At 50.6% G+C, this 23,533-nt stretch carries 22 protein-coding genes, 1 rRNA gene and 1 riboswitch; of the genes, 18 read left to right on the plus strand and 5 right to left on the minus strand.

The genetic code is table 11. The annotated features are described in order from the left end of the window. Window positions 1-71, plus strand: a 5S ribosomal RNA gene (rrf, locus tag AC1BI1_RS12015); the annotation flags it as partial. Between the two features lie 77 nt (window positions 72-148). Here rrf and AC1BI1_RS12020 read toward each other — a convergent pair. Next, a complete protein-coding gene (locus AC1BI1_RS12020) occupies window positions 149-1,378 on the minus strand; it encodes a DUF438 domain-containing protein (protein WP_476717540.1) in 1,230 nt (409 codons plus the stop codon). A gap of 343 nt (window positions 1,379-1,721) precedes the next feature. Here AC1BI1_RS12020 and AC1BI1_RS12025 point away from each other — a divergent pair, with 343 nt between their 5' ends. The 4 genes from AC1BI1_RS12025 to AC1BI1_RS12040 are packed head-to-tail and all read left to right on the plus strand — an operon-like array spanning window position 1,722 to window position 6,329. After that, window positions 1,722-2,198 carry a CtsR family transcriptional regulator gene (locus tag AC1BI1_RS12025; RefSeq protein ID WP_476717541.1) on the plus strand — a complete coding sequence of 159 codons (477 nt, stop codon included), beginning with the start codon at window positions 1,722-1,724 and terminating at the stop codon, window positions 2,196-2,198. Between the two features lie 13 nt (window positions 2,199-2,211). Beyond that, on the plus strand, window positions 2,212-2,712 hold the full coding sequence (locus AC1BI1_RS12030) for a UvrB/UvrC motif-containing protein (protein ID WP_476717542.1): 501 nt from the start codon (window positions 2,212-2,214) through the stop codon (window positions 2,710-2,712). An 8-nt stretch (window positions 2,713-2,720) separates the two neighbouring features. Next, window positions 2,721-3,773 carry a protein arginine kinase gene (locus tag AC1BI1_RS12035; protein WP_476717543.1) on the plus strand — a complete coding sequence of 351 codons (1,053 nt, stop codon included), beginning with the start codon at window positions 2,721-2,723 and terminating at the stop codon, window positions 3,771-3,773. Window positions 3,774-3,806: 33 nt separating this feature from the next. Further along, complete coding sequence (locus AC1BI1_RS12040; protein ID WP_476717544.1) at window positions 3,807-6,329, plus strand: ATP-dependent Clp protease ATP-binding subunit; 2,523 nt, start codon at window positions 3,807-3,809, stop codon at window positions 6,327-6,329. A gap of 87 nt (window positions 6,330-6,416) precedes the next feature. Here the strand turns inward: AC1BI1_RS12040 and rd are convergent, their stop codons facing one another. After that, window positions 6,417-7,115, minus strand: a complete 699-nt coding sequence (rd, locus tag AC1BI1_RS12045; protein ID WP_476717545.1) for a rubredoxin — start codon at window positions 7,113-7,115, stop codon at window positions 6,417-6,419. An 18-nt stretch (window positions 7,116-7,133) separates the two neighbouring features. Continuing rightward, window positions 7,134-8,330, minus strand: coding sequence for an FprA family A-type flavoprotein (locus AC1BI1_RS12050; RefSeq protein WP_476717546.1), 1,197 nt, complete (start codon window positions 8,328-8,330; stop codon window positions 7,134-7,136). 183 nt (window positions 8,331-8,513) lie between these two features. Here AC1BI1_RS12050 and AC1BI1_RS12055 point away from each other — a divergent pair, with 183 nt between their 5' ends. From AC1BI1_RS12055 to AC1BI1_RS12065, 3 genes are all read left to right on the plus strand, one after another. Beyond that, window positions 8,514-8,651: a rubredoxin-like domain-containing protein gene (locus AC1BI1_RS12055; protein WP_476717547.1), complete on the plus strand. Its 138-nt coding sequence runs from the start codon at window positions 8,514-8,516 to the stop codon at window positions 8,649-8,651. Window positions 8,652-8,676: 25 nt separating this feature from the next. Continuing rightward, window positions 8,677-9,141, plus strand: a complete 465-nt coding sequence (locus AC1BI1_RS12060) for a ferritin-like domain-containing protein (RefSeq protein ID WP_476717548.1) — start codon at window positions 8,677-8,679, stop codon at window positions 9,139-9,141. Between the two features lie 81 nt (window positions 9,142-9,222). Next, the gene (locus AC1BI1_RS12065; protein ID WP_476717549.1) at window positions 9,223-9,798 is read left to right on the plus strand and encodes a flavodoxin family protein; all 576 of its coding nucleotides are present in this window, start codon (window positions 9,223-9,225) and stop codon (window positions 9,796-9,798) included. Here the strand turns inward: AC1BI1_RS12065 and AC1BI1_RS12070 are convergent. Beyond that, the gene (locus AC1BI1_RS12070; RefSeq protein WP_476717550.1) at window positions 9,779-10,273 is read right to left on the minus strand and encodes a BON domain-containing protein; all 495 of its coding nucleotides are present in this window, start codon (window positions 10,271-10,273) and stop codon (window positions 9,779-9,781) included. The two genes, AC1BI1_RS12065 and AC1BI1_RS12070, sit on opposite strands and share 20 nt — an antisense overlap. A 199-nt stretch (window positions 10,274-10,472) precedes the next feature. Further along, window positions 10,473-10,577, plus strand: a riboswitch (TPP riboswitch). Window positions 10,578-10,670: 93 nt separating this feature from the next. Here AC1BI1_RS12070 and thiC point away from each other — a divergent pair. The 7 genes from thiC to AC1BI1_RS12105 all read left to right on the plus strand — a co-directional run bounded on the left by thiC (window position 10,671) and on the right by AC1BI1_RS12105 (window position 17,975). After that, complete coding sequence (gene thiC, locus AC1BI1_RS12075) at window positions 10,671-11,969, plus strand: phosphomethylpyrimidine synthase ThiC (RefSeq protein WP_476717551.1); 1,299 nt, start codon at window positions 10,671-10,673, stop codon at window positions 11,967-11,969. A gap of 131 nt (window positions 11,970-12,100) precedes the next feature. Continuing rightward, window positions 12,101-13,282: a class I SAM-dependent rRNA methyltransferase gene (locus tag AC1BI1_RS12080; RefSeq protein ID WP_476717552.1), complete on the plus strand. Its 1,182-nt coding sequence runs from the start codon at window positions 12,101-12,103 to the stop codon at window positions 13,280-13,282. Between the two features lie 36 nt (window positions 13,283-13,318). Beyond that, complete coding sequence (sfsA, locus tag AC1BI1_RS12085; RefSeq protein WP_476717553.1) at window positions 13,319-14,017, plus strand: DNA/RNA nuclease SfsA; 699 nt, start codon at window positions 13,319-13,321, stop codon at window positions 14,015-14,017. 132 nt (window positions 14,018-14,149) lie between these two features. Next, window positions 14,150-14,665, plus strand: a complete 516-nt coding sequence (locus tag AC1BI1_RS12090) for a DUF2680 domain-containing protein (protein ID WP_476717554.1) — start codon at window positions 14,150-14,152, stop codon at window positions 14,663-14,665. A gap of 204 nt (window positions 14,666-14,869) precedes the next feature. After that, window positions 14,870-15,559 (plus strand): response regulator, encoded by a 690-nt coding sequence (locus AC1BI1_RS12095; RefSeq protein WP_476717555.1) that lies wholly within the window; start codon window positions 14,870-14,872, stop codon window positions 15,557-15,559. 519 nt (window positions 15,560-16,078) lie between these two features. Next, a complete protein-coding gene (locus AC1BI1_RS12100; protein ID WP_476717574.1) occupies window positions 16,079-16,927 on the plus strand; it encodes a sensor histidine kinase in 849 nt (282 codons plus the stop codon). Between the two features lie 49 nt (window positions 16,928-16,976). Then, window positions 16,977-17,975, plus strand: a complete 999-nt coding sequence (locus tag AC1BI1_RS12105) for a radical SAM protein (protein ID WP_476717556.1) — start codon at window positions 16,977-16,979, stop codon at window positions 17,973-17,975. Between the two features lie 94 nt (window positions 17,976-18,069). On the opposite strand, the gene AC1BI1_RS12110 is transcribed toward AC1BI1_RS12105, so the two are convergent. Continuing rightward, entirely contained in the window at window positions 18,070-18,453 is a 384-nt protein-coding gene (locus tag AC1BI1_RS12110; protein WP_476717557.1) for a MerR family transcriptional regulator, read from the minus strand. 262 nt (window positions 18,454-18,715) lie between these two features. Here AC1BI1_RS12110 and AC1BI1_RS12115 point away from each other — a divergent pair, with 262 nt between their 5' ends. The 3 genes from AC1BI1_RS12115 to AC1BI1_RS12125 are packed head-to-tail and all read left to right on the plus strand — an operon-like array spanning window position 18,716 to window position 23,510. Beyond that, window positions 18,716-19,039, plus strand: a complete 324-nt coding sequence (locus AC1BI1_RS12115; protein ID WP_476717575.1) for a MerR family transcriptional regulator — start codon at window positions 18,716-18,718, stop codon at window positions 19,037-19,039. Then, complete coding sequence (locus AC1BI1_RS12120; protein WP_476717558.1) at window positions 19,026-20,255, plus strand: (Fe-S)-binding protein; 1,230 nt, start codon at window positions 19,026-19,028, stop codon at window positions 20,253-20,255. Before AC1BI1_RS12115 ends, AC1BI1_RS12120 begins: the two co-directional genes overlap by 14 nt. A gap of 12 nt (window positions 20,256-20,267) precedes the next feature. Continuing rightward, window positions 20,268-23,510, plus strand: a complete 3,243-nt coding sequence (locus AC1BI1_RS12125) for an FAD-dependent oxidoreductase (RefSeq protein WP_476717559.1) — start codon at window positions 20,268-20,270, stop codon at window positions 23,508-23,510. Window positions 23,511-23,533 lie beyond the last annotated feature (23 nt).

Raw genomic sequence — 23,533 nt, forward strand, 5'->3', positions numbered from 1 at the left:
ACACGGAAGTTAAGCCCTCCAGCGCCGATGGTACTGGGGGCCTCCCCCGGGAGAGTAGGTCGCTGCCAGAAAGCTTAAAATGATAAAATAAAGCAAGGAGCAGGTGCTCTTTGCTTTTGTTTTTTAAGTGGGCAGGATTTTACCCCTTTTAGTCCATAATTCTTTTCTCACCGGTTATGGCCTGCAGAGGTTTAATGTCCATGCTCACTTCCAAGGTACCCACAAAATTTCCTTGCTCGTCCCTTACCGCAAAGTATTGGATTAAGACGTATTTGTCTCCCAATCTAAGCCAGAACTTTTCCGCATCCTTGCGGCCGGTCTTAAAATCTTCTATAAGCTTTTCCACTACATGGACACTGGCAGGCGGATGGCAATTTTCTACCCTGCGCCCGATAATGGCTCGTGTGCGGGCGAAGATCCGATCTTTAGTGGCGGAAAAATATTTTACAATATTGTCTTTATCTACAAAAGTTATGTCCACCGGCAAATGGTTGAAGATCAAGCTTATCTCCTTAGGAGTAAGGAGTCCTGTATCGAACTTAATATAACCTGCTTCAGTATGGTCGCTGGCCAGTTTCTCGCCTGGTTTCCCTATATTTTCTCTAGAAGGTCTCCAGACTTTTCGGGGCTCGATCAAGCAATAGCCTATTTCATCGCTGTCTTCCATGATACGATACCACTCATCTTCAGTAAGGGTTTCCAGAGCCATGGGGAACAGGATTTTTTCTTCCTTGAAAATCATTTCTTTTATTTTGGAGAGAACCTCTCGGGTTTTAGAGATTAACTCTTTTTTCTGGTCGGGGTTATAATTTACAGCTAAATTCCGGGTTTCCTTTAGAAGGGCTCTTATTTCGTCGTCCACTCCCCACATTACTTTAGGGGGTCCCATTATCTGGTATTTCTCCAGGTAGGGGAACAGCAGGTTTTCTTTACGGCTGTAATGCTTGTCTACATCCCATAGCAGGTTAAGTTTTTCTGCTAGCTTTAAGGCCACCGTTTTCTCGCCATCGGGTGAGGCCTTTTCCAGTTCAGCCAGAAGGGGTCCAATGTCTTCCTCCATAAGCCGGCTGAGGGCGCGGTTTTCTTCCTTAAAAGTATGAATCGGGTGACCGGGAATGAGCTCGGGTTGCACTACTTTTTCCAGGGATTCTTTGAAAGTAGCAGCGTGGACATCACAGAGTCTTTGTACTTCTTCTACCGGCAAGCCTTCGTTAATTAATTCCTGTTCGATTAAAGAAATTTCTGTAGGCGCCACATCTTTAATGAGTTCGCTAAATCTGCCCTTAACTTCTTCTACAGTTTTACCTTGGTGTAGGGCCAGGATAATTTCTTTTAAAGCCTTTTTCCGGTATTCCCGGTTGTTTATAAGTTCGCTCATAACATAATCCCTCCTGGGTTGGTGGGCTTTTTATTTATTTTATCCCATACAGTTTAACCAAATCTAGGGGGGTATATAACAAGCAAGTAAAGTTGGTGCTCCATCAAAGAGTGGGAATAAAACGACCGGATAAAAGGGTAATTATAGCAGGAAAGTGATTTTGGGGTGCTACTACTGACTTAAACGAGATAATTTAGGAAAAAATAAGCTATAACAGGATTTGCCTAAGCGCCGAACAGGCGCTATAAAAGAAATAGAAAGGTCAAATAAAATCAAAAGATAAACGATAGTCAAATTGCCCAACCAATATATAGAGCTAGGGTTGGAGTTTGAGGTGGTTTTAATGGAAGGGAAGACTTTAGCTGACCGAATTGAGGAATACTTGAAGTGGTTATTAAGCTCTAATCCGGAAGGCATTATTGAAGTGCAGCGCCAGGAGCTGGCTAAGGTCTTTGCTTGTGTTCCTTCCCAAATAACTTATGTGCTGGGAACCCGCTTCACTGTAGAACGCGGTTATTTGGTGGAGAGCCGTAGGGGCGGCGGCGGTTATGTGCGCATTATGCGACTGCCGTTAAAGGACCGGCGGCAGTTTAAAGAGTGGGTGCAGGACGCTGTAAGCGAATATGTATCTCAGGATGTAGGTGAGGAAGTGATTAATCGTCTTTACCAGGAAGGATTCTTGACCAGCCGGGAAAAAATGCTCCTGGAAGCCGTAATTAACCGCCATGCCTTGCCGATAGAGTTGCCTCAAAGGGATAGGGTAAGGAGCGCCATTTTGAGGGCGGTGCTGTTAACTTTGCTGCGGGACGATTTCAGGTGAAGGAGGCAATAGTATGTTATGCGAGCGGTGTCAGCAAAAACCGGCCAACGTCCATGTAACGCAGATTATTAATAATCAAAAGACAGAGCTCCACCTTTGTGAGGAATGCGCCCGGGAGTTTGAAAAGCAGTGGCACTGGGATTTTTCCTTGCCCAAGTTTTTTGCCGGCCTTTTAAATTACGAGCCCAGTACGGGGATAGGAGGGGAAAGAGAGACCGGCCAGTGCAGGGAGTGCGGTTTAACCTTTGCCCAATTTCAACAAACCGGACTTTTAGGTTGCCCTGACTGTTACCGTTATTTTGGAAGGAGGCTCGATCCTCTGCTCCGGCGTTTGCACGGCAGCAATCACCACAGGGGGAAGGTGCCGCGACGAGCAGGGGGCAATTTGAGGTTACAGCGGGAGATAGAAAGCTTACGCCGGGAGTTGCAGGAGCTGGTGGCCCGGGAAGAATTTGAACGAGCAGCCCAGGTGCGAGATCGCATTCGGGAGTTGGAAAGCAGATTGGAAAGGTAGGGGTTATGATGGGCATAAACTTTGAACGCCTGAGCAAGTGGATGGAGGGTTCGGGCCCCCATGCCGATATTATTGTGTCCAGCCGCATCCGTCTAGCGCGCAATTTAAAAGGTATGCCTTTTCCTCCTTCCATGGATGCGCGCCAGGAAGGAAAAGTGGTGCAACTGGTAGGCCGGTCTATCCACGCCCCGAGTGTAGAGCAAACCGCAGGCCAGCTCTACTTACAGCGCTTGCGGGAATTGACCCCCCTGGAGCGGCAAATACTAGTAGAAAAACACCTCATTAGCCCCCAACTAGCTACGGCTGAAGGCGAAAAGGCAGTGGTTTTAAGGGACGATGAAGCCATCAGCATTATGGTCAATGAGGAAGACCATTTAAGGATCCAGTGCTTACTACCGGCTCTAATGTTGCACGAAGGATGGCGTTTAGCTACGGCTCTGGATGATGCGCTGGAAGAAGAGCTCGATTATGCCTTCGATCCGGAAAAGGGTTATCTTACCACCTGCCCTACCAATGTGGGTACGGGCTTGAGGGCCTCGGTAATGGTCCACTTGCCGGCCCTGGTGATCAGCAAGCAGGCGGGCCAGATTTTGTCTGCCCTGGCCAAAGTAGGAGTGGCGGTGCGCGGCCTGTATGGAGAAGGGACAGAAGCAGTGGGTAACTTGTTCCAAATTTCCAATCAGATAACGTTAGGCCGCTCAGAAGAGGAACTTATCAATAACCTCTCGGCAGTGGCAGTCCAGTTAGCTGATCAGGAACGGGCGGCACGGGAATTTTTATACCGGGAAAGGCGGTGGCAGCTGGAAGACCGGATAGGACGAGCTCATGGTATTTTGACCAATGCCCGCATCCTCAACACGCAGGAGGCGTTGCAGCTTATTTCGGACGTACGTTTAGGAGTGGAGATGAAAATAATTCGCGGCATTGATCAGCGGGTGTTAAATCAATTAACCTTCATGATCCAGCCTGCCTTTCTACAGCACCTAGCGGGCAGGGAAATGACTCCCTTTGAGCGCGACGTGCATAGGGCTACTCTGGTGCGGGAAAGGCTGCATGGATAAAGCGGAAATTATGCTATCGAGGAGGTAAGTATTATGGCATTGCGTTTTACTGAAAGGGCTCACCGGGTTTTGCGCTTGGCGCAAGAGGAGGCTCGCCATCTCAACCACCCGGCTGTAGGGACTGAGCACCTCTTGCTGGGCCTTTTGCGAGATGGAGACAGTGTGGCGGCGCGGGCTTTGGCTAGCCTAGGGGTTAACCTTAAGGCAGTGCGGGAGGAAGTGCGGAAAATTGTACGCCCAGGAGAAGGGTCTCCTAAGGGCGAGTTGGGCCTTACGCCTAGGGCTAAACGAGTGTTGGAGTTGGCCCAGGAAGAAGCCAGGCGCCAGGGTGTTAATTATGTAGGTACTGAACATATTCTCCTGGGGCTCATGGAAGAGGGAGAAGGCCTCGCCGCTCAGGTGCTAGCTAACCTGGGCTTGACTTCGGAAAGGGTACGCCAGCAAGTTATGACTTTACTGGGCGGCGGGATGCAGCAACAGGTGCAGGGTCCTTTTGGTATTTTCTTTGGCAATTTCCCCTTCGGCATAGGAGGTATGGGTACACCTAGTTACCAGCCTGCGGGAGCACCTATGGGAGGGAAGCATCCTCATCGTCCGGGTACGGCGACCCCTCTCCTGGATCAATTCAGCCGTGACCTCACCGCCCTGGCTCGGGAAGGCAAGCTGGACCCGGTTATAGGGCGGGAAAAGGAAATCGAGAGGGTAATACAGATTTTGAGCCGGCGCACTAAGAATAACCCCGTACTTATCGGTGACCCCGGTGTGGGTAAGACCGCCATCGTGGAGGGACTGGCCCAGCGTATTGAACAGGGTCAGGTACCGGAGATATTGCGGGGGAAAAGGGTAGTAGCCCTGGATATGGCTGGTATGGTGGCTGGTACCAAATACCGGGGAGAGTTTGAAGAGCGGTTTAGGCGAGTTCTGGAAGAAATCCGGGCTGCCGGCAACATCATACTCTTTATTGATGAGCTGCATACCCTCATAGGTGCTGGAGCCGCAGAAGGGGCTATTGATGCGGCCAATATTTTAAAGCCGGCCCTGGCCAGGGGCGAGCTACAGACCATTGGAGCTACTACTATAGACGAATATCGCAAGCATATTGAAAAGGATGCAGCCCTAGAGCGGCGGTTCCAGCCGGTGATGGTCAACGAGCCTACAGTGGAAGAAACCATAGCTATCTTGAAAGGTTTAAGGGACAGATATGAAGCTCACCACGGGGTGAAGATTACCGATGAGGCCCTGGAAGCAGCAGCCAAACTATCCGACCGGTATATTACCGACCGGTATCTGCCGGATAAAGCCATTGACCTTATAGATGAGGCTGCTTCTCGTGTACGCCTGACCCTTTACACAGCCCCTAAAGATGTGAAAGAGTTAGAAGTTCGCTTGGAGGAAATCCAGAAAGAGAAGGAAGCTGCGGTCCATGCCCAGGAGTTTGAGAAGGCGGCCCAGCTGAGGGATGAAGAAAGAAAGATTAAGGAAGAATTAGAAGCTAGAAAGGCTAGCTGGGAGAAAGAAAAGGGCCTAGAAAAGTCCACAGTTACAGCAGAAGATATTGCTCATATTGTCTCTAGTTGGACAGGTATTCCCGTGGCCCAACTGGCCCAGGAGGAGACCGAACGGCTTCTCCGCCTGGAAGACATTTTGCACCAGCGGGTTATAGGCCAGGACGAGGCGGTGCGAGCTGTGGCTCGGGCCATTCGCCGTGCCCGAGCTGGCCTTAAGGATCCCAAGCGTCCCATTGGCTCCTTTATTTTCCTGGGTCCCACCGGCGTTGGCAAGACTGAACTGGCCCGGGCTCTGGCAGAAGCCCTTTTCGGCGATGAAGATGCCATGATAAGGTTAGACATGTCGGAATACATGGAGAAACATACGGTGTCCAGGCTGGTGGGTGCTCCTCCGGGTTATGTAGGCTATGAAGAAGCCGGGCAACTTACTGAAGCTGTACGGCGACGGCCTTACAGTGTGGTACTCTTTGACGAGATCGAAAAGGCCCATCCGGACGTTTTCAATATCCTTCTTCAGGTACTGGAAGATGGCCGCCTGACGGATGCCAAAGGCCGTACAGTGGATTTTCGCAACACAGTTATTATCATGACTTCCAATGTAGGAGCTACTACCATTAAGCGAGAGAGTCTCGGCTTTAAGGCCGGCGCGGTCAAAGTCGCGGCCGACTCTTATGAGGAAATGAAGAAGCGCATTATGGAGGAATTGCGCCGTACCTTCCGGCCGGAGTTTTTAAACCGCATAGATGAGATAATTGTGTTCCACGCTTTGACTGTAGAGGACATCAAGAAAATTGTAGACCTCATGCTGGAACAGCTTAATAAACGCTTGAAAGACAACAATATCCAGGTAGAGGTAACCGAAGAAGCTAAAGAGATACTCATCAAAGAAGGCTTTGACGAGGCTTACGGCGCCAGGCCCTTGCGCCGGGCCATACAGACACTTATAGAAGATAACCTTTCAGACGAAATGCTGCAGGGCAAGTTTGGCCCCGGCGACAAGGTGCTGGCGGTGGTTGAAGAGGGTAAGATTGTATTGAAGAAAGCTTAATAGCGCGGAAATGGGGCACAATTGGTTCCGTAAAAGCATAGTAAAATTTTTGGAGGGAGCTGGTAAGGCTCCCTCTTATTATATGCTTTATATATGCTCTTCCGGCTCAAAAGCTTCTTTACCGGCATTGCAGATGGGGCAGGTCCAGCCCTCTGGAAGTCTTTCAAAGGGGGTACCGGGCTCAATACCGCGCTCCGGGTCGCCTTTAGCAGGATCGTAAATGTAGTTGCAGATGCTGCACCGGTACTTAGGGGCTGCGGCAGCAGTAACCGTTTCAGGAGTTGCAGGTATGAACGTAGGCGCTGCTTTAGGAGTAGTGCCGCGCTTGACCTGGTGATAGTAAGCATAAGTCATGGGTTCGCCTGGGCGAAGCACTGCCGCATCAGTTAAGGTGCCGATGAAAATAGTGTGAGTATTGACCTCGATGCTTTGGCTCACTTTAGCTTCCAGGTAGGCCAGGGTGTGATCGGTTAAGTACGGCAGGCCGCTGGGGCTTAGTTTATAAGGGATACCGGAAAATTTGTCTACTTCCCGGCCGGACTTGAAACCAAACTGGCCGATGAGGGATAGAGGGGCATCCTGGGCCAGCACAGATACAGCAAAGATTTGGCTGGACTGGATGAATTCATGGGTGAGGTTTTGCTTGTTTATACTGATGGCTACCGTGGGCGGCTCGGAGGAAATTTGAAAAACCGTATTGGCGATCTGTCCGTTAAAACGCTCGCCCTGCTTGCTGGTGACCACATAGACTCCGTAGGATAGGCGGTGCAAAGCTTTAACATCCATGAAGGTATGTTCCTCCTTTTAGTCTTTAATTTTAGCTGCTATCTCCCTACCGACCTGGAAGCATCTCTCTAGATCAGAGGCAGTAGGCACCCATTTAACGGCCAGCCCGGCCTCTATAAGGGATACTTTAGCAGCCTTGAGCCGCTCTTCTATAATTTTCTGCGCACCCCCTCCCCAGCCGTAGGAGCCAAAGGCCAGTCCTAGTTTTTTATTTCCCGGTCTTAAGCCCACCAGGTCGTCCAGCAGAGGAGAGACTGTGGGAAGGATATCGTTATTTATGGTAGGGGAGCCCACCATAAGGGCCCGGGCTTCCAGGATCTCTTTAATAATATCGCTGCGGTCGGAAACGGATAGCTTAAATAACTTAACTTCTACTCCTCCAGCTACCAGCCCGTCTAGAAGGGCATAAGCCATTTTTTCCGTGCTCTGCCACATGGTGTCATAGGCAATGATGGCCTTGGCCACTCCTTTGCCTTCTGCCCAACGGGCATAAGCCTCTACAATACGCCCGGGATTTTGACGCCAGATGATACCGTGGCTGGGGGCGATGATCTTTATATTTAACCCCATTTTTTTAATTTCTTCTAACTTGTTGGTGATCAATTGGCTGAAGGGCATGAGTATGTTGGCGTAGTATTTGGCTGCCTCATCTAGCAGAACGGCGCCGTCCACTTCATCATCGAAGCGCCCGCTGCTGGCTAGGTGCTGTCCAAAGGCATCGTTGGGGAGGAGTAAGGACTCTTCGGGTACGTAGGTGAACATGCTGTCCGGCCAGTGGAGCATGGGGGCTTCGATGAAAGTGAGGGAGCGACGGCCGAGCCGGATGGTATCCCCTGTTTTAACGACAGTGCAATCAAATTCGCCGCCATAATGGGCTTGCAGGCCTTCTAGGCCGCGCTGGGTACACACAACTTTGGCCTCCGGGTACAGGTTCCTCATGGCCGGGAAGGCACCTGAATGGTCGGTTTCAGTATGGTTGATTATGAGATAATCAATTTTACGAGAACCCAAGAGATCTTTTAGTTTGGCAATTAGTTCTTCGGCAAAAGGCCCGTAAACAGTATCCACTAGGGCTATCTTCTCATCTATAATAAGATAAGCATTATAAGTGGTGCCGCGGTGGGTAGAAAAGGCGGAGCCGTGAAAATGGCGAATGTTCCAGTCCACAGATCCTACCCAATAAATGCCTTCAACTATAGCCACGGGCTGGCTCATAAGTAAACCCCCTTCGGGATGTTTGTTTAATGATTATCATTTCACTTTAATTTTAACTTACCAAAGAGAGGAAGTCCACGGGTCTACCGGTCTTTAAGGAAAAGATTTGAGCATCGGCAGGAAAGGACGAAAAAAGTAGCGAATTAAAATGCTAATCGTAATTTATATCGAGGAGGGATTGTTTTGCCAAAGTGGCGGTGTTCGCTATGCGGATATTTTTATGAAGGAGAGGTACCGCCGGATAAATGCCCGTCTTGTCAGTCTAGCTGTAGTTTTGTAGATGCTAATTGTTATATTCCCGATTGCGGTGGTGGAAGTTAGAGGCTTTCGATAAGAGGTGGGTTAAATGTTTCGAGCCAGTGAAGTATTTAATTTCGCTATAGCCATTGAAAAAAACGGCCGTACCTTTTACCAGGCCATGGCAGCAGCGGCCAAGGATGATAGAGCAAGACAGCTATTCCAGAGGCTAGCACAAGAAGAGGAACAGCACGTCTTGGATTTTGCTCGCCTAGCCGAGGGTGTGGGCAGTTATGATCCGCCAGAGTCTTATCCGGGAGAATACGATGCTTATATGGAAGCTCTGGTGAACAGCCATGTCTTTTCGCGGGATCTAGATCCCGAGGCTTTAGCGGAGGAGATACATTCCGATAAAGAAGCTTTAGATCTGGCTATCAGGTTTGAAAAAGATTCCCTTTTGTTTTTTGCCGGTTTAAGAAATCTGGTATCCCAGACGGAAGTACGATTTATTGACGAACTGCTGCGGCAGGAAAGGCGCCACTTATGTGAATTACATAGCCTTTTGAACGCTTAGACTATATTTTAGCCGGGTTTGGTGCCCGGCTTTTCGCTGTAATTAGGAGGGGTCGCTGAAAGGAGCGCGAAAACTAAAGCCATGAAAATCTTAGGCATAGCTGGTAGCCCGCGGCGCTTTGGAAACAGCGAGCTATTACTGGATGTAGCTTTGGCGGGAGCTAGGGAATACGGAGCACAGAGCCATAAAATAGTGCTAGCTGAACTTAAGATAAATCCCTGCCGTGGCTGTGAAAGTTGTCGCTCGGGGAAATGCATCCAGCGAGATGATATGGATATTATCTACCCCTGGCTGGAACAGGTTGATGCTCTGATCCTGGCCTCGCCCGTTTATTTTTACGGTCTGACGGCTCAGGTGAAGGCCATGATAGATCGCTGCCAGGTTTTCTGGAACCGTTCCTGGAAGGATCCCGTCAAAGAAGATAACGCTAAAAAGCGGGGAGCCCTTATTGCCGTAGGAGCTACCAGGGGGCCCAAGCTGTTTGAAGGAGCTATACTTACCAGCAAATACTTTTTTAAAGCCCTAGGCATGAGTTATTGTCGGGAATTACTGGTGCGCGGAGTGGAAGCTTGGGGTGCTGTTCGCGAGCACCCGGAAGCCCTGATTGCTGCTCAGAACCTGGGGAGAGATCTGGTCTTTAATCGCTGTCATTCCTGACTTGGGTATGAAAAATTTCAGTTAAGGGCTCTTCTGGTTTCTTTAATTTCACCTGGCTGATTATCTTTTTCACTCCCCGGGCTTTGGCGGCTGCGCTCCGGGCGGCTTCAATCTCACCAGGGTCCGTGACGTTGCCTTTAAGGATCACGATACCATCGTGGCTTTCGGCGCCAATGTGACGAAGGTTTACTCCGGGATTGGCTGCCAGTTCTTCGGCTACTTCGAATTCCACGTCCTTATCCGTGATAGGGCCGTCGGTGCTAATAGATATAGCATTAGCTACGCTTTTAATGCCGGGAACCCTGCGCACCAGTTCTTCTGCCCTATTTTTCTCTATCAAGGTATCTACTATTCCTTGCAACTGGGCTTCCCCTTTTACCACGTCCGCTTTTAAAGCGTAACTCCGCAAATCTTTATCGCTCTCCAATATCTCCTGTACTTTTTTCCTTAAGATTTCATCCTTTTCTGAGGCCATGCTGATCTCCTTTCTTGAAAAAGGACGTCACCTATGGTTTTTGGTGATACCTTTGTTATCCTGGCGCTGGTAACGTCTGTTTCTCACTGTCACCCGTTATTTATTATTTTTTCCGGTGCCCTTTTTTAACAGGGAAATTGGCAGGAAAATCTTTTCGTATGGCGAATAATAGTATAAAATTTATTATAAAATTGTATACCAATAGCCCCGGGGGTGCCCGTAAGGGCTGAGAAGTGCCTTGCGCACTAACCCTTGGAACCTGATTCTGGGTAATACCAGCGGAGGGAAGTGGGAAGGTTTAGCTAGAAAAAGTCACCTATTTCCCGGAGGTGACTTTTTTTGTAGGTGGCTAAAGATTTTACCAGAACGTGAAATAAGAAAAGGAGTGGTATACCAAATGACCCAGTTGGAAGCTGCCCGCCAAGGGAAAATAACGCCAGAAATGAAGCGAGTGGCAGAGAAAGAAGGATTGGATCCAGAAATTCTGCGTCAGCGCGTAGCTCAAGGTACAGTGGTGATTCCAGCCAACCAAAACCACACCAATCTGGATCCTTGTGGTATTGGCCAGGGTTTGAGAACTAAAGTAAATGCTAATATCGGCACTTCCACTGCTTACCCGGATATTGAGGAGGAACTTAAGAAGCTGGAGGCAGCCCTGGAGGCCGGGGCCGATGCCGTTATGGATTTGAGTACCGGGGGCGACATTAATGCGTGCCGTCGCCAAGTCCTGGCCCGTTCCCGGGTAGCGGTAGGTACAGTACCCATTTACCAGGTTACAGTGGAAGCCCAGAAGCGTTACGGTAGCATGGTGGAGTTTACAGCCGATGATCTTTTCCGGGTAATCGAGGAGCAGGCCGCTGACGGCGTCGATTTTATTACCGTGCACTGTGGGGTTACCCTGGAAGTGGTAGAGCGTCTGCGCCAGGAAGGGCGAGTGGCTGACATAGTTAGCCGGGGCGGGTCCTTCCTGGTGGGATGGATGCTCCATCACCAAGAAGAAAATCCCCTTTATGCCCAGTATGACCGCCTTTTGGAAATTGCCCGGCGCTATGACGTCACTTTAAGCCTGGGCGATGGCCTGCGGCCCGGTTGCCTGGCTGATGCCACGGATCGAGCCCAGGTCCAAGAGTTGCTTATTCTCGGTGAATTAGTAGATCGAGCCCGGGAAGCCGGGGTGCAGGCCATGGTGGAAGGGCCTGGTCACGTGCCTTTAAACCAGATCGAAGCCAACATACTCCTCCAGAAGCGCCTATGCCATGGGGCTCCCTTCTACGTGCTGGGGCCCATTGTAACCGATGTGGCTCCGGGATATGATCATATTACTGCAGCCATAGGAGGAGCTATAGCTGCAGCTGCCGGAGCGGACTTTATTTGTTACGTTACTCCTTCCGAACATTTGGGGCTACCTACTGTAGAGGACGTCCGGGAAGGTGTTATAGCTGCCCGTATAGCTGGGCATGCGGCGGATCTGGTGAAGGGTATTCCAGGAGCGTGGGAATGGGACAAGGCTATGGCCCAGGCCCGCAAAGCCCTGGACTGGGAGAAGCAGATTGAGCTGGCTTTAGACCCTGTCAAGGCCAGACATTATAGGTCCAGGCGCAATGTAGCCACGGCCGAGGCTTGTTCCATGTGCGGCGACTTCTGCGCCATGCGCATAGTAGGGGAATACCTGGGCAAGACCATGGAAAAGTGCTAACTGGTGGCCAGGTTGCATAAAGTACGAGCTATACGGGAAGAATCACTTCCTAGCAGCCAGAGGCCCGTTGTTTAACTGACCAGTATATAGTGCGGGCAATAAGCTGACTTAAGAGGTTGGTGAGCAGTTGCATGGCAAGGGTGCGCCTTAAGAGGGAGGAAGAGAAGCGAATTAAAGCAGGCCACCCCTGGGTTTACCGGACGGAAATAGAAGATATTTACGGCTCCTTCGAACCAGGAGATATTGTGGAAGTAGAAGATTACCGGGGTAAATTTATAGGCCGGGGTTATATCAACCCGGCCTCTATGATTACTATTCGCCTGCTCACTTATGAACGCGCGGAAGAAATTAATGAAGCTTTCTGGCGCCGGCGTCTGAGTGCTGCCTGGAATTATCGCCAGAAGGTGCTCCAAGGTGCTGATACTGATTCTTACCGCGTCGTATTCGGCGAGGCGGATTTCTTGCCCGGGTTGATTGTAGACAAATTCGGCCCTTACCTGGTGATCCAGACCCTGGCTTTAGGGATTGATCGTTTCCAAGAGACGCTGGTGAAACTCTTGGACGAATTAATCCAGCCTGAGGGCATTTATGAGCGCAACGATGCTGCGGTAAGGGAGCTGGAGGGCCTGGAATTGCGAACCGGCTTCCTTAAAGGGACCTTTGACCCCCTGGTGATCATTCGAGAAAACGGGATTAAGCTGTATGTGGATATTGCCCGGGGCCAGAAGACAGGCTATTTTTTGGACCAGCGAGAAAATAGGGCCGCTATAAGGCCCATGGTCGGGGGAGCACGGGTGTTAGACTGCTTTTGCCATACAGGGAGTTTTAGCCTGCATGCAGCCCGTTATGGCGCCCGGGAAGTGCTAGGCCTGGATATTTCGGAAGAAGCTATCGAAATGGCCCGGCGCAATGCAGCTCTAAACGGTTATGAAACCACCTGCTCCTTTAAGGTAGCCAATGTGTTTGATGCCTTGAGAGAAATGGATCGTTCAGGCGAAAGATACGATGTAGTCATTTTAGACCCGCCAGCCTTTGTGAAGAACAGAAAGGCTCTGGAAGGGGCTATCAGGGGTTATAAAGAAATCAATTTGAGGGCCATGAAGCTTTTACCGCCAGGAGGATACTTGGTAACCTGTTCTTGCTCTTACCATATGCCGGAAGGCCTTTTCCTGGAGGTTGTCTTTAGCGCGGCCCGGGATGCCAGGCGCCGTCTGCGTATAGTGGCCCGGCGCGGTCAGGCTTCCGATCACCCGGTTCTCCTGGGTTATGATGAGTCCTATTACCTGAAATGCCTGGTGCTCCAGGTAATATAAAAGAGTTAACGTAATTTGTGCGGAGTGATAAAGGTTATGTCTATCCCCTTGCCGCCAGGTCTTTGCCCGGCAATTTTCGAAGGGCGGCCCAATCGTTTTCTGGTACGCGCCAGGTGCCAAGGCCGGGTGGTCCAGGCCTTCCTGGCCGACCCGGGAAGGCTGGCCGAGCTGCTGCAGCCGGGAGTCCAGCTCTACCTTGCTCCCCGAGTTGCCCCGGGAAGAAGGACCGAGTTTGATGTGGTGCTGGTGCGCTACGGTGAGATACTGGTGGCCGTGGATAGCCGCTTGCCTAATAAAGTTTTTGCCCAAGCTGTTCGGGCCGGAGAAATACCCGAATTTCAGGGCTATAGCAACATAAGGCCGGAAGTAAAGGTGGGACCCAGCAGGCTGGATTTCTTATTGGCAGGGGAAGGCCGGGTGCCTTGCTATGTGGAGGTGAAATCCGTAACCTTGGTGGTGGGAAAGGAAGCCCGGTTTCCCGACGCACCCACTACCAGGGGCAGCCGCCATCTTAAGGAACTGGAAAAGCTTAAGGTACAGGGCTTCAGGGCGGCGGTGGTTTTCCTTATACAGCGGGAAGATGCCCAGCAGTTTGCCCCTAATGAGGAGACGGACCCGCTTTTTGCGCGAACCCTGCGCGAGGCAGCGGGTCTGGGAGTCGAGGTCCTGGCCTATCGCTGCCAGGTGGATATAAAGGAAATAAGATTGTCCAGCCGGGTCGAAATTAATTTATGAGGTGTGCAACTCCATTCTTAACAATTTCTTGATAATTCCTTGATTACTTTCTATTAATGGTCCTCTATACTAGCAACTGGAGGCAGGGAAATACCTGCCCAAACTAAAAATTACGAAGGGAGGCTTAAGCGCGTGAAACGCCCAAGATGGATTGTCGTTCTTTCTATACTGCTGCTGGGTCTCTTCCTAACCCCGGCTTTTGCAGGAGATACCAGCAGCAACAGCTGGCCGAGTTGGGGATTGCGGCTTGGCCGGAACCAAGGAGGTCTAGTGGCTACTGTCGCGGAGATCCTGGGGTTGGACCGGGCGAAAGTTTTAGAACAGCGTCATTCCGGCCGGTCCCTGGCGGAAATTGCTGAAGCCCAAGGGGTCAATAAAGACCAGCTGGTGCAGAAAGTTTTGGAGGAGCGCCAGGGAATTTTAAACCAGATGGTGCAGGAAGGCCGCATTACCCAGGAGCAGGCTGATCTCTGTCTGGAGAATATGAAACAGCGCGTGGAGTACAGTATTAACCGTACCTCGGTGGGGCCGCCACCCTGGGCTGGAAAAGGTTCTGGTAACGGGCAGGCCAGGGCTAGAGGCAACGGTTTTGGCCAGGCCGGGATGGGGCGCGGTCTTGGCCTGGGGAATGGTGGAAATAGCAAGTAATGACACGGGCGGGGGTTATTAGCCCCCGCTATACTTGTTCAGGTCAGAAGCTGGGGTGCTTGCCAGCCACTTTAAAGGCTTAGAAGCACCTCCTGCCCCAAGCAGCCTTGGAATTATACTGCTACGAGGTTAAAATAGCAATTAGGGTGATATTTATGGCCTGAAATTAGGGACGTCGATACCAGGGAGGTCATAGTAAAAAAGATGGGCGCACCATTAATCCTGGTAGTAGAGGATGAGGAAAAGATCAAGGAAATGGTGGCCAGCTACCTGGCCAGTGAAGGATTTCAAGTCAAAACGGCAGCTACAGGTCTCGAAGCCTTACAGCTTTTGGAACGACACAATTTTGATCTGGTGGTCCTTGACTGGATGCTGCCAGGGCTAAGCGGTTTAGAAGTTTGCAAGCAGGTGAGACAAAAATCCGATGTTCCTATAATTATGCTGACCGCAAGGAGTGAAGAAGTGGATAAACTTTTGGGCCTAGAGTTGGGGGCGGATGATTACATAACCAAGCCTTTTAGCCTGAGAGAGCTGGCGGCTCGCATAAAAGTGGTTTTGAGGCGAAGTAAGGGGCAGGAAACATCCCGACATGAAGAATTAACCATTGGCGATCTTTACATAAATTTTTCTACTCGGGAAGTAAGGATAGATAAGCGCGAAATAGAGCTAACTCCTACCGAATTTGCCCTTCTTTCGGTTATGGCGCGCCACCCGGGCCGGGTCTTCAGCCGTATGCAACTACTAGATTTAGCTTTGGGCGAGGCTTTTTTGGGTTACGAGCGCTCAGTGGATACCCATATAAGCAATTTACGCAAAAAGATCGAAAAAGATCCTGCCAATCCCGAGTACATACTTACCGTTTACGGGGTGGGCTATAAATTCAGGCCCAGGTGAGATATGAAGCTACATTTAAAAATAACCGCTGCTATGGTGACCGTAGCTGTAGCAGCTATAGCCCTGGTAGCCGTTACTTCCAATATAATTGCCGGTCGCTCTTTTAACACCTATTTAGACCGACAGAAGGAACTCAGGGTGGGGGAATGGCAGTCTATTCTCCTTTCCTATTACCGCCAGAATGGAAGTTTAGAAGGTGTCCAGTCGTTATTTAGTAATTCCCGGCCCGGGCGGGGACGGGGTGGGCCAGGCTTTCCGGGACGGGGAGGCCTGGAAAGGATTGTAATCACGGATCAGGACGGAAAAGTAATCGGGGATTCGGAAGGAACCTCTCTGGGCCAAAGGTTAAGTCTGGCTGAACTAAAAAGGGCTGTTCCCTTAAGTTATGACCAGCATACCATAGGCTACTTATTAATAACTACCAGGTCCGGAACAGGAATCCGTTCCCTGGAACAACAGTTCCGAGACAGTGTTTTACTGGGCATCATCTTAAGCGGATTATTAGCCTCCCTGCTGGCCATGGGCCTGGGATTATTTCTTGCCCGCAGGCTTACTTCGCCCCTGAGGGAATTGGTATCTGCTGCGCGTAAAATTGCTGGTCGCCAGTGGAAACACCGGGTTACCATTACCAGTCAAGATGAAATAGGAGAGCTGGCCGCAGCCTTTAATTCCATGGCTGATAGCCTGGAGCGCTACGAAGATTCGCGCAAGAATCTGATAGCTGACATGGCCCACGAGTTGCGGACTCCATTGGCCATATTAAGGGGCAATTTAGAAGCAATACAGGAAGGAATATCTAAGCCCACACCAGAACTCATGGCTTCCTTACACGATGAAGTCTTGAGGCTTTCCAGGCTCGTGAAAGAATTAGAAGAGCTCAGCCTGGCGGAGATAGGAAAACTTACTCTCCACTTCCAGGAGGTCTCCCTGGAAGAGTTGCTGGAACGGGTGACAACTACCTTCGCAGCTGAAGCTGCTAGCCGGGATATAGATTTTCATGTCAAAGTAGATGAACATTTGCCTTTGATAAGTTTGGACCCTGACCGTATAACGCAGGTTCTTTTGAACTTATTGTCTAATGCGTTACGTCATACCCCGCCAGGAGGTCTTATCAGACTCCTGGTAGAAAAAGAAAAAGACCACCTTCATGTCCGGATTAGTGATACCGGGCCCGGCATAGACCCAGAAGACCTGCCCTATATTTTCGAGCGCTTTTACCGTTCCCGGGCTTCCAGACCGCAGGGTGAAGGAGGGATGGGCCTGGGTTTAGCCATTGCCAGAGAAATTGTGGTGGCTCACGGGGGTCGCATATGGGCGGAAAGCGCACCCGGCCAGGGTAGCACCTTTCACTTGGTCATACCATTGTAATGGGAAGGAGAGCCGATATCTTAAGCCCACGGAGGGGGGCCAACCCGCTATGTTGAAATTTGATTGGATCCAGGTAGAGGTTACCTCCTACTGCAACGCAATGTGTAGTTATTGTCCTCATACGGTTTACCGCGATTCATGGATTAACCGGCATCTCGACCTCGATAGCTTCAAAAAGCTGGTACCCTCTTTTTCCAAGACCGGTCTGGTATTCCTCCAGGGATGGGGCGAGCCGTTGCTCCATCCTCATTTTTTCACCATGGTTGCCCGCGCCAAGGAGGCAGGATGCCTGGTGGGTACCACTACTAACGGAACATTGGTGGATGCCGTGATAGCCAAGGAAGTCGTGCTCCTGGGTATAGACATCCTGGCTTTTTCCTTGGCGGGTATAGAGGAAGAGCACGATAAGTGGAGGCCGTGTACTACCTATTACCAGGTGTTGGAAGCTATTAACGAAGTAGCCGCCGTTAAAAGACAATACCGCAGTGTCAAGCCGGACATCCACGTGGCCTACATGCTCCTGCGCTCTGGATTGGAAAAGTTATATAAACTTCCTTCGTGGCTACAGGGGCGCGGAATAAAACAGGTGGTAATAAGCACTCTCGACTTTATTCCCTCCCCGGAGCTGGCAGGGGAGTCCCTTTCTTTTGATGAGCCCAAGGAATTTGCCGAGGTAAAGTCGCTACTGGATGCAGTTGTACAGGACGGGAAGAAAAGGGGACTGGATATCCATTACTATTTGACTGACTGGAACCGGCCCCGGGAGCTTTGCACGGAAAATGTATTGCGTTCAGTGTTCATTGGAAGTGATGGCTCAGTCGCTCCCTGCGTTTTTGCCAACCTGCCGGTCTCCAACTGCCCGTTACGGCGTACCCGTTCTGGCTTCATCTCTTACCAGAAACTTAATTTTGGTAACGTCAATGACGTGCCGTTGGAATTGATCTGGGATAGCATTCCTTACAGGGAATTTCGTGCTTCTTTTGGTAGGAAACTTTATCCTATCTGTCGCCTTTGCCCCAAGCTCTATGCGGTACTACCGAAAAATTGATTTGGTTGTATTTAGCAAGGCGGCATGTGGGGCTTGTCTTGTTCTTGACGGATCAAGCGGGCCCGGCGGAATAAGCCGGGCCCTAAATTGAAATTCACTCTGGTTTGGAGTGCCTGTAGGGGCAGTTATTACAGAGGGCAAGGTCCTCGAAAGAAATTTGGCAGTAAGTTCCCTCTTCCTTCCAACAAGGTTTAGCACACCCTACCCGCTCAGTTTTGTGCGCGCAGGCCGGGCAATCTTCGTAAAACCAGCAAGGATAGAAAGCTAGATAATGCTTGATGGCTGTTAAATTAAAGCCTTTTTCTATAAGCTTTTGAATGAAGCGTAAACGCTTTAAGTCATTATTAGAATAAAAGCGCCGCCCGTTCTTACGAGCTGGACGTATCAGCTTATGCCTTTCCCAGACGCGCAGGGTACCGGGCTGTATTCCCAGTAAGTCGGCGACTACACTTATCGTGTACAGCAGTTGCTCAGACATAGTGAATTGCCTCGCTTATAATTTTACGCTAGAATATTTTTCGCTATTGCTATTTTATTAATTAATAATAATTAAATCAAGAAAACTTCCTACCCAGATACATGTAATATTTTTAGCAAGTTAATTATAATATTTTTTACAAGTTTATTGACAGCAATAAAAGCAATAAATATGATCAAAGTAAAAGCAAATATATTATAAAATTTATTAGAAATACCGAGCGGGGCGTAAAATTGTGTATCCCGTTATCATGGTGACCCAAATGCTGGGTATCTCTTCCCACCGACTGCGAAACTGGGAACAAAGGGGTCTGGTCATTCCTAAAGTACGAAACAACAAGCGTTGCTACTCCGACCTGGACCTCCAACGTTTAATATTTATCAAACATTTATTGGATAATGAGCGCCTCCGAGTATCGACTCTTCCCAATTACCTTGCCTGGTATCCTTGCTGGCAGGACGGACAATGCCCTGACGGTGCTCGTATTCGTGAAGGGCGGGGAGGGGTACGTTCCTGCTGGCAAAAAAGAGGGTGGTATTGTTTGGGGAAAACTGTAGAGGAGGGTAAGGGGTATGGCCATAGCTAGGCCCAAAGAATTGGTGGAATTTCCACCCTATCCAGACTTGCGCGCAAAAATAGAGAGGGCTCTGGGAAAGGCCACTCTGAATTCCTGCCTTACTTGCGGTGTGTGCACCGGCGGGTGCCCGACAGGCGATATTGCAGCAACGGTAGACCCGCGTAAGATCGTGCGCATGCTAGTGTGGGGGAAGTATGATGAAGTTCTGGTTTCTAAGATGATATGGCTCTGTACCATGTGCGGCCGTTGTACCCTTTACTGTCCCGTGGGGGTAGACATGGGAGAATTGGTGCGCGCGGTAAGGACACAGTTAGCCGAAGAGGGGCGTGTACCCGCAAACCTGCAGAAGGTAGTGGACCTGGCCTTAAATTCCGGCAATAATATGGGGATCAGCCAGGAGGATTACCTGGATACCCTGGATTGGATGCAAGAAGAACTGCAAGCCGAGTTTGGTCCCGCAGCGGTTATACCCGTGGATAAGAAAAGGGCTAGGGTATTGTACGTCATTAACCCCCGTGAAGCCAAGTTCTTTCCGTTGACTATCCTGGCTGCAGCAAAGCTATTCCACGTGGCCGGTGAAAGCTGGACGCTTTCCAGCCGATATTGGGATGCCACCAATTATGCGCTTTTTACCGGCGATGACAGTGCAGGGGCTATCCTGGTCCAGCGGTTGGTGGAGGAGATGGAACGGTTAGATTGCCAGGAATTAGTAATGACCGAGTGTGGTCATGCTTTTCGAGCCATCCGCTGGGGACCAGAACGGTGGCTAGGTTATAAACTACCTTTTAGCGTACGTAGTATCGTGCAACTTATGGCCCAGTATTTGGAGGAAGGCCGTATCCGCCTGGACCCTTCTCGCCACAGGGAGCCTGTGACCTACCATGATCCCTGTAATCTTGCCCGTAAGGAAGGTGTTTGGGAGGAACCGCGCCGGATGTTGCAGGCAGCCGTCACTGATTTCCGTGAGATGGTTCCTAACAGGAAGAACAACTATTGCTGCGGTGGAGGAGGGGGGATGCTTTCCTTAAGTGAGTTCGGCCAAATACGAATGGCCAAGGGGAAAGTTAAGATAGAACAAATCCGCCAGACGGGTGCCAAGATTATTGTTACCCCCTGCCATAACTGCGTTGATCAGCTGAATGATTTGTGCCGTTTTTATAATCTCGAAGTGAAGGCTAAAAACTTAGTAGAACTGGTAGCCGATGCTTTAGTGACCAGCGGTTAAGGAGTGAAATTTATGCTAACAAACGGAGTAGCCTCGGTGGCTGTATTAGGGGCAGGCATTGCCGGGGTACAGGCGGCCCTTGATTTGGCCAATCTCGGCCACCGGGTCTTCCTTTTAGAGCGTGCTAAGCGGCCGGGCGGCAAATTGGCTGTGTTGCCCAAAACTTTCCCTACCAACGACTGTAGCGCCTGCGTCTTAACCCCCCAGGATGCTTTCTTCTGTATTCGTTCTCCCCATTTTATCAAGCTGGCCGAGCAGGGGAAGATCACTTTATTTGTAGATACCGAGGTAAGAAAAATAAGCGAAGCCCTCGGCAACTTTAAGCTCTACCTAGATAGATTAGGCAAGACAGAAGAATTGCAAGCTTCGGCTATCATCCTTTGCCCCGGTTACGAAGAGTATTTACCTCCCACTTTAAGTGAACGGTATGGTTATGGCCGCTACCCTGGTGTGATAACCGGCCTGGAGCTGGAGCAGTTTCTGGCTGTAAAGGGGGTCCCCCGTCGACCTTGGGACGGAGAGCCTGCCCGGCGGATAGCTTTCATCCAGTGCGCCGGTTCCCGAGACCCGTCTAATGGAGTGGCTTATTGTTCGGCTGTTTGCTGCATGTATGCCGTGAAAGAAAGCATAATGATTGGCGAGGCAGCCAAGGCCTTGGGGATATCTCCACCGGAGATTACTTTCTTTTATATGGACCTGCGTACTTATGGGAAGACTTACGAGCGCTATGTAAAGAAAGCCCGGGAAGAATATGGCCTAAGATTGGTGCGAACGCGGATTCACAGTATCCTCCAACCTCCCGGCGGCTCCGGGCTGGTCATCCGCTATGCCCTAGAAAATGGCGAGGTCCAGGTGGAGGAGTTTGACCTTGCTGTACTCTCCACCGGCTTGAGGGCGCCGGAGGGATTGAAGAATCTGGCGCAAGAATTAGAGATCGAACTGGATGTTCACGGCTTTGGTAAGTCCCCCTTGGTATCTCCTGTTTATACTTTGCGGCCAGGGATATTTTTAGCCGGAGCCTTTACTGGTCCCTGTGATGTCATTGATGCCGTAACCCAAGGTTCTGCCGCTGCTGCCGCCTGTGCGACCTGGCTCAGGCGTCGAAGTTCACCGGGGAAAAGCGGTGGCTCCCCGCAGCCAGCGTATATTTCTAACTCGTTTTCTAACGATTCTCCACCCAGGATTGGGATCTTTCTCTGCCAATGCGACCAACTAGCTTCTGGACTAGACCTGACGAGGCTGGCGGAATATTCTCGTTCGTTACCCGATGTAACCTGGGTTCAAAGTATATCTTTGTGTGAGCCGACGGCCAGCCAAGAATTGCAGCAGGCCCTCTGCGAACATCAACTGAATCGGGTAGTAGTGGCAGGGTGCAGTGCCCGGGCCTTAGAACCGATTGTGGCCGGCAGTCTAGCTAAGGCGGGTTTGTCGGGCAGCGCAGTGAGAGTAGTTAACATCTTGGATCATGCGGTTCACATTTACCGGAGCCGCCCGCAAATTGCTACCAGAAAAGCTGCGGACTTGTTGCGAATAGCCGTGGCACGTGTTCGGGCTGCTGTGGCTTCCAGTGCGGTGGAAGACATCCCGGTAGTACCTGCCGCTTTAGTGGTAGGAGGCGGTGTGGCGGGCATGGTTTCTGCCCTTACCCTCGCTGACCTGGGGTATATAGTGCACTTGGTAGAAAAAGAAAGATACCTTGGGGGCCACACCCTTCGCTTGGGGAAGACATTGATTAATGATGACCTGCAGACATGGTTATCTGAATTGGTCCACCAAGTGACCCGACATCCACAAATTCATGTACATTTAGAAGCTAGACCAATAAAGACAGAAGGGAAGGTGGGCGGTTTTAAAACCGTACTGGAACTCAATGGAAAGAAGGGCGAAAAAATAATCGAGCATGGAGTAACCATTTTGGCAACCGGCGCTGTGGAAAAAAAGTCTGACCAATATCTCTATGGCCGGCATCCGGCGGTAATCACAGGATTGGAGCTGGAAGACCTCATCAAGAACAATAGCCGGCGGTTCGCCAGTTTGCGGCGTATCGTTTTTATTCAATGTGTAGATTCGCGAGATGCCGGCCACCCTTATTGCAGCCGTACTTGTTGCAGTGAGACTCTAAAGAATGCCCTGGAACTCAAGAAGATTAACCCGGGCATGGAAATCTATGTATTAAATCGTGACGTTATGGCTTATGGCCTATGGGAACAATGGTATGAGGCAGCTCGCTCCCAGGGCGTGATTTTTTTGCGCTACACTCCAGAGTCTCCTCCGGCAATAAGTGTGTGCAGTGACAATGATAAAGAAACGGAGGGTAGTAGTCTACAAGTCAGAGCTTTTGACCCCATCCTTGGGGAAGAATTAACTATTAGAGCCCACCTGGTGGTCTTGGCTACCGGTATAGAACCACGGCCGGAGAATGCCTACTTGTCAGCTTTATTTCAGGTGACTTTGGACGAAGATGGTTTCTTTGCCACCGGCCACCCCAAATTAAAACCCGTCCAGGCTCAAGTACCCGGCATTTTCATCTGCGGGCTGGCGGAAGGGCCTAAGCATGTGGAGGAAACTGTGGCATCCGCCCAGGCGGCAGCCCTTAAAGCAGCCGTAGTGCTGGCCAAAGAACATCTCCCACTTCCCCGGCAGGTAGCTCGGGTGGAAGGTGCCTGTGCAGCTTGCCTTACCTGTGTGCGTATTTGCCCGTACGGTGCACCGTCCATTAAGGGCAACCGTTCTTCTATTGAACCGTTACTTTGCCAGGGCTGTGGTGCCTGCGTAACGGCATGCCCGGCAGGGGCCATTACCCTTGCAGGCTACAGCGGTACTGAAATGGATGCGGAACTCTGGGCCGCTGCAGGTGAGCCGGGAGAAATGCCGGCTACGGTTATCTTCACTTGCAGTTATTGTGCCTATGCTACATGGGAAAATATTGCTGAAGCAGATAGCCAGAGGGAAATAAGCGTATTGCAGGTACCGTGTCTAAGCCGGATAGGCACCCTGGAAGTGCTTAAGGCTGTGGAAGCTGGTGCCCGCCAGGTAGTATTGACGGGTTGTGTGGAGGGTCAGTGTCACTTCCGTCCGGCCCGGGCTTTTGGCAGCGACCAGGCCAGATCCGATCCTATGCTTTGTCAGGAACAGGCTTGGAGTCGGGCGAAGAAAATATTGGCCGAATTGGGATGGGAGGAGAATACCCTGAGGATTTTTCGTCTTCCGCCTCCGCCCTCCAGTCAGAAGTCAGAGCTTATCGGTCATCTATAAAATCTAAAAACAAAAAGGGGTGG

It is taken from the genome of Thermanaeromonas sp. DSM 22490 (assembly GCF_056378755.1).

Bases quoted from the DNA above. Each gene is read 5' to 3' on its own strand.
- AC1BI1_RS12020 (WP_476717540.1), bottom strand. From the start codon at position 1,378: ATGAGCGAACTTATAAACAACCGGGAATACCGGAAAAAGGCTTTAAAA.
- AC1BI1_RS12025 (WP_476717541.1), top strand. From the start codon at position 1,722: ATGGAAGGGAAGACTTTAGCTGACCGAATTGAGGAATACTTGAAGTGG.
- AC1BI1_RS12030 (WP_476717542.1), top strand. From the start codon at position 2,212: ATGTTATGCGAGCGGTGTCAGCAAAAACCGGCCAACGTCCATGTAACG.
- AC1BI1_RS12035 (WP_476717543.1), top strand. From the start codon at position 2,721: ATGGGCATAAACTTTGAACGCCTGAGCAAGTGGATGGAGGGTTCGGGC.
- AC1BI1_RS12040 (WP_476717544.1), top strand. From the start codon at position 3,807: ATGGCATTGCGTTTTACTGAAAGGGCTCACCGGGTTTTGCGCTTGGCG.
- rd (WP_476717545.1), bottom strand. From the start codon at position 7,115: ATGGATGTTAAAGCTTTGCACCGCCTATCCTACGGAGTCTATGTGGTC.
- AC1BI1_RS12050 (WP_476717546.1), bottom strand. From the start codon at position 8,330: ATGAGCCAGCCCGTGGCTATAGTTGAAGGCATTTATTGGGTAGGATCT.
- AC1BI1_RS12060 (WP_476717548.1), top strand. From the start codon at position 8,677: ATGTTTCGAGCCAGTGAAGTATTTAATTTCGCTATAGCCATTGAAAAA.
- AC1BI1_RS12065 (WP_476717549.1), top strand. From the start codon at position 9,223: ATGAAAATCTTAGGCATAGCTGGTAGCCCGCGGCGCTTTGGAAACAGC.
- AC1BI1_RS12070 (WP_476717550.1), bottom strand. From the start codon at position 10,273: ATGGCCTCAGAAAAGGATGAAATCTTAAGGAAAAAAGTACAGGAGATA.
- thiC (WP_476717551.1), top strand. From the start codon at position 10,671: ATGACCCAGTTGGAAGCTGCCCGCCAAGGGAAAATAACGCCAGAAATG.
- AC1BI1_RS12080 (WP_476717552.1), top strand. From the start codon at position 12,101: ATGGCAAGGGTGCGCCTTAAGAGGGAGGAAGAGAAGCGAATTAAAGCA.
- sfsA (WP_476717553.1), top strand. From the start codon at position 13,319: ATGTCTATCCCCTTGCCGCCAGGTCTTTGCCCGGCAATTTTCGAAGGG.
- AC1BI1_RS12095 (WP_476717555.1), top strand. From the start codon at position 14,870: ATGGGCGCACCATTAATCCTGGTAGTAGAGGATGAGGAAAAGATCAAG.
- AC1BI1_RS12100 (WP_476717574.1), top strand. From the start codon at position 16,079: ATGGGCCTGGGATTATTTCTTGCCCGCAGGCTTACTTCGCCCCTGAGG.
- AC1BI1_RS12105 (WP_476717556.1), top strand. From the start codon at position 16,977: ATGTTGAAATTTGATTGGATCCAGGTAGAGGTTACCTCCTACTGCAAC.
- AC1BI1_RS12110 (WP_476717557.1), bottom strand. From the start codon at position 18,453: ATGTCTGAGCAACTGCTGTACACGATAAGTGTAGTCGCCGACTTACTG.
- AC1BI1_RS12115 (WP_476717575.1), top strand. From the start codon at position 18,716: ATGCTGGGTATCTCTTCCCACCGACTGCGAAACTGGGAACAAAGGGGT.
- AC1BI1_RS12120 (WP_476717558.1), top strand. From the start codon at position 19,026: ATGGCCATAGCTAGGCCCAAAGAATTGGTGGAATTTCCACCCTATCCA.
- AC1BI1_RS12125 (WP_476717559.1), top strand. From the start codon at position 20,268: ATGCTAACAAACGGAGTAGCCTCGGTGGCTGTATTAGGGGCAGGCATT.